At 37.8% G+C, this 7,578-nt stretch carries 7 protein-coding genes and 2 pseudogenes; 2 read left to right on the top strand and 7 right to left on the bottom strand.

Annotated elements, in window-relative coordinates; all coding sequences use genetic code 11:
* Positions 1-130: 130 nt before the first annotated feature.
* Entirely contained in the window at positions 131-595 is a 465-nt protein-coding gene (locus HQN90_RS36595; RefSeq protein ID WP_173227758.1) for a hypothetical protein, read from the bottom strand.
* A gap of 288 nt (positions 596-883) precedes the next feature.
* Between HQN90_RS36595 and HQN90_RS36590 the strand changes: the two are divergent.
* Positions 884-1,939 (top strand): annotated as a pseudogene (locus HQN90_RS36590) (IS110 family RNA-guided transposase); the annotation flags it as partial.
* A 699-nt stretch (positions 1,940-2,638) separates the two neighbouring features.
* Positions 2,639-3,436 (top strand): hypothetical protein, encoded by a 798-nt coding sequence (locus HQN90_RS36585; RefSeq protein ID WP_173227757.1) that lies wholly within the window; start codon positions 2,639-2,641, stop codon positions 3,434-3,436.
* 281 nt (positions 3,437-3,717) lie between these two features.
* Here HQN90_RS36585 and HQN90_RS36580 read toward each other — a convergent pair whose 3' ends face one another.
* The 6 genes and pseudogenes from HQN90_RS36580 to HQN90_RS36555 form a co-directional block, all read right to left on the bottom strand.
* Positions 3,718-4,506: an imm11 family protein gene (locus HQN90_RS36580; protein WP_173227756.1), complete on the bottom strand. Its 789-nt coding sequence runs from the start codon at positions 4,504-4,506 to the stop codon at positions 3,718-3,720.
* Between the two features lie 123 nt (positions 4,507-4,629).
* A pseudogene (locus HQN90_RS36575) lies at positions 4,630-4,886 on the bottom strand (DUF3977 family protein).
* Between the two features lie 743 nt (positions 4,887-5,629).
* The gene (locus HQN90_RS36570) at positions 5,630-5,881 is read right to left on the bottom strand and encodes a hypothetical protein (protein ID WP_173227755.1); all 252 of its coding nucleotides are present in this window, start codon (positions 5,879-5,881) and stop codon (positions 5,630-5,632) included.
* Positions 5,882-6,006: 125 nt separating this feature from the next.
* A complete protein-coding gene (locus tag HQN90_RS36565) occupies positions 6,007-6,279 on the bottom strand; it encodes a hypothetical protein (RefSeq protein WP_173227754.1) in 273 nt (90 codons plus the stop codon).
* A gap of 152 nt (positions 6,280-6,431) precedes the next feature.
* Positions 6,432-6,872 carry an NUDIX hydrolase gene (locus HQN90_RS36560; RefSeq protein ID WP_173227753.1) on the bottom strand — a complete coding sequence of 147 codons (441 nt, stop codon included), beginning with the start codon at positions 6,870-6,872 and terminating at the stop codon, positions 6,432-6,434.
* Between the two features lie 46 nt (positions 6,873-6,918).
* On the bottom strand, positions 6,919-7,332 hold the full coding sequence (locus HQN90_RS36555) for an NUDIX hydrolase (protein WP_173227752.1): 414 nt from the start codon (positions 7,330-7,332) through the stop codon (positions 6,919-6,921).
* Positions 7,333-7,578: the final 246 nt, after the last annotated feature.

Here is a 7,578-nt window from a genome sequence, read left to right as displayed (position 1 = left end):
TTTTTTTGTGCATCGTCCAGATAAATACATCAATTAATCCCATATTTAGGTAGTAATTATAAATTATTTAGACGATACTTTTTTCGGATTTCCATGTTAGGTTTGATGCAAAGCTATTGGCATATTAGTTTCATTTCTTCAGATTTTTATATAGTTTTTCAAATAGATTTTCATTATCTACTATCCAGTATCTCTCTGCAAAAGGCACCAACTCATAAAAATCCTTATATTCACCTTTCCAATGATTTGGAACATAATTTTCAAATGATATAAGTTCAGGAAATAGTGAATATAACTCTCTATTATCAAAATTCACGTGAATTGTAGGTAAAAACTCTAATACTTCATCGTAGTTTTGAAACGTATCCATTAATTCTGATAATATCTCAGTTAGTTCAGTTGTTGGAATTTTAAAACTTTCTATATTATATAAAAAAGAGTCAGCGGTTGACTCATCTAGAACTTCAATTCCGAAACGATCTTCCATTTCTATATTTAAAAACCAATATTCCCTCTCTGTGATATACCATGACCAATTATTATGAAATGCTACTCCAACTATTAGGTTTTTTGCATATTCAGGCATTAACTTCATGCAACTACTTCCTTCCCTCGAATTCTGATAATAGAAATCTGCGATTTTGCATATTTCTGGCATTTGAAGTAATTCGCGAAGTGACTGAAGTATCCTGCCCGATAGTTGAGCGGACCGCACGGAAACGAAAACAGGCGATGAATCGGTTCCATCGCCACGTTATAGTTACCCGTTAACTTAACTCGCCTAATGGGAAGTTAAACTCTATCTGTTCAAGATCTTCTTTTTCTAACTCCCAGTTCAATGCATTTAGATTATCTATAATGTGTTCCTTATTCGACGCTTTGATATAAACTATCTCAGATCATCGTTGGTATGGAACCAACTGGTCATTACTGGCTCAATCTTGCCGTCTGGCTCAAAGACAAAACCATTGAAACCGTACTTGTTAATCCTCACCTAGTTAAAAAGAATAAAGAAAACCGCGACAACACACGCTCTAAAAGTGACAAAAAAGATGCATTAGTTATTGCCGACATGGTGAAAAACGGCTACTACTCCCCTGTCCGTTTCCACTCCTCTGAGTACGAGGAGCTGCGAGTACTCATGGCTAACCGTGAAACCGTCGTTAAACGACTTGTAAGTGCCGTTAACCAGATTCACCGCTGGGTCGACATTGTCTTCCCTGAACTGAGACAAGTCTTTAAAATCTTAACTTGTAAGGGTGCATTGTTAACCCTTCGGCTTTTTCCGCTCCCTGCTGAGCTATGTAAACTAAGTCCTGACGATGTCATTAAAGGATGGCAGAAATCAATGAAGCGGCATTCTGGTGTGCGTAGAGCTCATCTACTCATCGATCTTGCCAAGAAAACGGTTGGATCTAAGCAAGCAATACATGCCTACAAGCTCCATCTAGAGCAGCTCCTTGAGGAGCATGACTTAGCTACTAAACAACTGCAGAGGATTGAAAAAGAAGCCAGAGACATTGTTGAACGTATCCCCTATTCAGGCAAAATCCTTGCCATTACTGGAATAAGTCCAATTGCTCTAGCTGGTGTTTTAGGAGAGTCTGGAGATCTTAGAGGTTATGCGCACGGGAATTCTCTACTCCGTCACGCAGGCCTCAATGTAACCGAAGCAAGCTCGGGTAAATGGAAGGGACAACTGAAGCTCAGTAAACGTGGCCGTCCACGCCTGCGTCACTTTCTCTATTTAATCACAATGTGCATGGTCATGAATAATCAAGAATTTAAAGCCTTACACCACTACAATGTTCAGGTAAAAAAGCTTAAAAAGATGAAGTCTATCATGAAATTATGCGGAAAGCTTGCTCGACTCTTAGTTGGAATGGCTCGTAGTGAAGAAGTCTATAACCCCGATAAAATCTTTGCATTAGCAGCTTAAAATAAACCTTTTTTCACGCAAGTTGGCGTATTCGCAGGATGACAAAGAAAGCACGGAGTATCGGGATACGTTCAACAAAAGGGCTCCGACCCGTTCCGTTAGAAAGACCGACCTCCACCCCTTAGATAGATGTGACGAAGGAATGATAGGGCATTTGACCCGTTGAGACATAGGAGTGAAAATCGCTAAGGGCATCGTGGAGAATACGTGCAACATCATTTGGAATGAATTGGGTGAATCAACCACACCTCTCTTCCCGCATGCCTTTTTAAACGAAACGTCCTAGTATATCTCGCTATCTTTCGTTCATTATCAAAATCTAAAGAATGAAATCCTGCGAATAGACGAGCTTGCGTGAGGAAATCAAATCATACCGAGGGAGTTGAGCGAAGTCGAATTTTTGAGCCACAGTACTGGCGGCAAGGAAATGGTTCAAATTTAGAACTTACGGCATTACTTCAATGAACAATGGTAGCTGATCTTTAGTCCGTCTGCTGTGCCATTGCGTTAATCTATGCCCCCCTTGACGGGATAGATCACGATGTTGTGTAATACGTACACAAAGCCAAAAGGAGTTTGATAACCAATGTAGATAAATGGGGATTCAACGTACATCATCGCTCGCTCGTTGTGTTAAACATGCATTCATAGCGGAGTTAGGAACGTAGAATAAAAATACGAAGGGATGCGATATTTGAAATGAGCGCAGGAAACTTTGGCGACGTGTGGAAACATAATGTGTTACTTGAAGTCGTAGGTCTAATTAAGAAGGAAAATTTTCACTACGTTGAGACTCATGGTAACTACGATCAGCATACCGTAAAACATAACGGTAACGCATTACTAGGCTATCATTACTTAAGCAAAAAATACAAATATTCATTACTACCTTCAACATTATATACACAGATTAATCAACCGCCGGGATCAGCTGCACCGTATCTTTATCGGTCATCATGGATGCAAGTATATGAACTGCTAAAGACATCAGGGATAAATTCTTTCAATGAAACGATCTTTGAAAATAATCCAACTGTGTTTAGTGCGGTAAATCCAAGAATCAGCAGTATTCCAGAGATTTGTAACAAATACGAAAACGGATTCGCTGAAGTATTGAAGCTATCTTACTTACCAGATCTTGTTCTCATTGATCCTTATTACAAAAAAACACCTGTTGCTGAAATGAGGCGGGTAATATCTCTCGCAAACGAACTTGATAAAAAAAATATCCCATACCTCATATGGTATCCCCTACATAGAAGTCAGAAAAAAAAGAAACAATTCATGACTCATTTGTTAAACTACTTTCCTAATAACGCCAATAACCCTCGCAGACTGGAATTACATGATAATGGCAACAGCAATAACAGATCCCATATACCGAAGACAGGTATGATCTTCTCAAATACGTTATCCCGACACATTCAAACGATCAAAACTAACTTGAATTACCTAGATAGCTCCAGCAACCTTAGCTTGAATTGGACTATTGTATAAGATTAGATTCATAAACTTGAAAACCGGGTATTAATGTCCGTTGAAAATAAATTCATAGACTGGAATCCTTGATTTAACGTAGTTTTCGAATTGAAGAAACGTAAGCTTTTCAAAAATAAGTTCTAGACTGATTCTTTAAAAGAAACAGCGGCTGATCAAGACATGAAAAATAAAGTCTTAGACTGCCGCTGTTGTCATTCAACTAACGTTCTCCCGTTAGCGCAATGTATAATGATCACTCATTAGTACACTATTGATTTGCAAGTTTATTCTAAATTATTTTACTTAGTATTCAGAATCTTGAGTTTATGGGTCTCGTACCAGTCCATCTCCAGAAAACCTGAAGGGATATAGATGGGCTTCCCCCAATCAACATCGCCGACCAAGGTTCTATTTCCGATATATAGTTGTTCGCCATCCATCTGGATGATCGCTCTGCGGCTCGTAATGGCTTTGCCTTCATAAACTAACTTCATTGCATCGGAATAATTCATAGGCATTCCAAAGAAGTCAAACAGCACCGCTTTAGGGTCGTGAATGGGCCAGTATTCATTCTCAGAGTCCCAAATCTCGGCAAAACGAAAGCCGGTTAAGCCCGCTTGCTCTACTTTTTCCTTAAAAATGTCGGTAACAAATATCTCAGACCTTAGATTTTCTGGAATTTTAAAGATGATTGCATGTTCAATCCTTTCTTCGTGAAATGTGTATTTATTAATGTTTCTAACTACATTGTATTTCTCATCAATGTCAAGAACAGCCATCGACCTATCTAGGCAATCAATAACATTTAGTACATTTATGGCATAATAGGTATCCTTCGGATGAAGATAGGGTAATACTTCAACGTCATCTTTGATAAGATCGTGTAGAGCTTTCATTGCCTTGTCATTAAACATTGGATTATCATATACATGGCAAAAATCATACTTCTTTCCCTTTTTTTTATACTCTTCTACCTGCGGAGCTTGCCAAATATCTTTCACACTGTTCCCTCTAAATTTTCCCCTAACGTAATCATAATCAGGCAGATTTAAAAAACCTTCTATATTTAGTAACAAGTAGATTTTCATCGCTATTTCTCCTTACACTTATAATTTAACACTGAATCTTGTCGGTGGTGACTCTATTGCTTTGCCCCTTTAAATTCTGCAAGTGGCAAGTCGATACTTTTAAACTAAAAGTTCATAGCTATCTTAACCCGGCGATTCACCCTCAGTTAGATAACTTGCTAATCCAAAGATAAGCTTAAAAACGTTCCGTGTCTTTTTCATTCTTTTTAAACCTTCTCTGGAGTCCAAAATGAACACTGTCTTACCAGACCAAATTCTAAAATTGATGGAATGAAGAATAATGGGCATAATACCCTTTGCTCAAATTCGGACCCGTCAGCAAGTTCAGTCTCCGTACGAACGATCCAGGTATTCCCTATACCGACCTCGATGTATTTCAATCAGGTTACCTCTTTCCTTACTGATAAGTACCAATATATATTAACACATATTGGAAGTATCCTGCCCGTTAGTTCAACGCCGTCATGTGAGTCTAATACTTTGTTTTCTCTGTATATTTATTATAAATGTGACAACAGGGTAACATTAAATTTGGGAAAAAGCCGTTTAAGCCGTTTGCGTAACCTACGGTCTCATTTTTTGATTTTATGTCGAAATTTGTAGTAATACTTCCCCATATATCCCACCATAAACAGTAAGGATGACAGCAATGCATAATGACTTCTACGAACAACTACAAAAACTCACACACGATGATGAAATGAGACCAAAGGTACTTATATATGGTATCAAGCGAATTCTTAAGAAGAGACAACAAGAAAACAAAATCAAGCGATTTTTTAAGAGGAAGAATAAAGTCGTGCCTAAAAGTTGGAGCTAGGGTTCTCCAATGGAAAATAAATAAACCGTAGGTGATTAATTAAAATATAGTATTAAACCGAATATGTTGATCCGACACGGCTTTTCCAATATCAAGATCGTCAAACTCTGTGAAATAAGAATTAGACTGCCCCAAAATACAGCCAACGGCAGCCATAGACTGAGAAAATAAATTCTAGACTGCCGTTGTATTATTGAACTATAGTATCCGTTGAGCACAACAGGCCACCGAGTTTATCTTCGGCAGCCTGTTTGATCTTTGTTTTGAAGCTGTCGTTTCCGTTAGCTTAATCGCTTGTTGCACTTATTTTCCGTATTCAGTTATTTTAAATGCCTGCTTTAAGCACGCAAGTTGATCTAATTTTACCCCCATTTTTTCGTTGAACACACTGTAAATAAGTATCGCTAAGTCTGTTTCAGACTTACACGACGAGGATTTCTGAGAGATTTCTCTTACTTCAATGCTATATTCGTTTTCTGGAGCACCTCCCGCTAAAAGACCTATAGGGTCCCAGTCATTAATTACTTGGGTTAGAAACTCTTTATCTATATTCACCTATTTTATCACCTTCGATATTGGTTATATGTTCTAATTATCCCGCCCAATAGCTTAATGAGGCCACCGATCTTATCGGCGGCCTCGTTTTGATTGTTTGATTCAATTAACGTTCCCAGTTAGCTTCATGATGAATCAATTTGTGCTTCAATTTCAGAAATAAATTCTTCCAGATTTCCGCATTCAAACCAACCACTCTTTTCATTTATTTCATATAAAGTTTGATAACCATGTTCCTCAATCAACAATTTCCAACCTTCTTTTGAAATTATAGCTTCTCCTATCTGACAATAATCAAATATCTCTTCAATCTTTTCTATTCTTAATAAATCGGAATACTCATAATTGGTTCCATGTGGCTCAGGATAGATTCGATATGCTAACAATCTTTTTTCCATAATATAGTTACACCCCAAAGAATGTTTTAATACAGTATTCGCCGATTTGTAAGTGGTTTCCTCCAGCTTAACATTATTCAACTCTTCTGCCCGTTAGCGGGGTAAAGGGCTGCCGAGTGGCAGTCCTTTGCTGTTTTTACTATCGTGTCTCGTTAGCGGAATACCTCTTCTTTAAGTAATTCTGTTAATCCGTTAGGATACAGTATCTTATCCCCTGATATTATTTCTTCTTTTAATACCCATTTAGCATATGTAGTTTTATATCCCTCAACTACAGTAAAACATTCTTTCTGATATAGGTTGTTATCTTTGAAATCAACTAAGTATATTTGTGTTATTTCATGTCCTATGTTTTCATCTATTTTGAAAATATTTTCTAAACAGGTAATATATTTTTTTATAACTACTTCAACGCCTAATTCCTCGTTAAACTCTCTTAGTAATGTCTCATTTGACCTTTCTCCAAGTTCAATAGTTCCACCAATTGGACGGTAGTAATGACCTATTCCCTTTGAATGTTTACCTTCTTGTTCCTCTAAAAGAATCTGGTTATCTTTTATAATTAGTCCTAATGTATTAGCTCGCGGATACATCAAAAATACCCCCTCTACTGACATTATATTTCTATGAGCTTCCTAATTAGCGTAATGCTCTTTGTTCGATGTACTGTAACAAGAACTCTTTATCTTCAGGAAAGGTAAGATGCAGTTCATTCAGCTGCTCAGTGGTCTTCCAAGCAATTTCATATATAAGTCCATCAGGGTCATGGATTGTTGGTTGGCCACCTAAAATTTCAACCTCAAAATATGTAACATGAAATTCAACTGGACCAAATGCCCCTGCCTTACCCTTTATCTCTCTGTTAACTTTACAACGGTAACCTGTCTCCTCATAAACTTCTCTAATGCAGCAATCTTCTAGTGTTTCATCCTCTTCTATGCCCCCAGACGGCACCGACCATCGTTTCTCTTCTTCTGGTTTACCTTGTAGGACCATAAGTAATTGTTTATCAGAATTGACACATATAGCTGCCGCACCGACCCACCGATTCATCAGAATTCCCTCCTACCACAAGACTAACCATCACAATACATTTTAACACATATTGGAAGTATTCTACCCGTTCAATCGTTAGGTATCCTTTCCAGGTATTTCTATATCCACCTCATTCACTCCCGAACCCATCTGTCGGGAATGAGATCAAGTTCTTGTCAAAATCGGGAATGGGATCAAGTTCTTGTCATTGGCTCGTGACAAGAACTTGATCCCATAAAATAAAAAAACCGCGATTTAAGCGGT

Origin of the sequence: Paenibacillus alba (genome assembly GCF_013204855.1) — a bacterium.
In the GTDB taxonomy this organism is placed as follows: domain Bacteria; phylum Bacillota; class Bacilli; order Paenibacillales; family NBRC-103111; genus Paenibacillus_E; species Paenibacillus_E alba.
This window is presented reverse-complemented; position numbering and strand designations above follow the sequence as displayed.

Bases quoted from the DNA above. Each gene is read 5' to 3' on its own strand.
- HQN90_RS36595 (WP_173227758.1), bottom strand. From the start codon at position 595: ATGAAGTTAATGCCTGAATATGCAAAAAACCTAATAGTTGGAGTAGCA.
- HQN90_RS36585 (WP_173227757.1), top strand. From the start codon at position 2,639: ATGAGCGCAGGAAACTTTGGCGACGTGTGGAAACATAATGTGTTACTT.
- HQN90_RS36580 (WP_173227756.1), bottom strand. From the start codon at position 4,506: ATGAAAATCTACTTGTTACTAAATATAGAAGGTTTTTTAAATCTGCCT.
- HQN90_RS36565 (WP_173227754.1), bottom strand. From the start codon at position 6,279: ATGGAAAAAAGATTGTTAGCATATCGAATCTATCCTGAGCCACATGGA.
- HQN90_RS36560 (WP_173227753.1), bottom strand. From the start codon at position 6,872: ATGTATCCGCGAGCTAATACATTAGGACTAATTATAAAAGATAACCAG.
- HQN90_RS36555 (WP_173227752.1), bottom strand. From the start codon at position 7,332: ATGAATCGGTGGGTCGGTGCGGCAGCTATATGTGTCAATTCTGATAAA.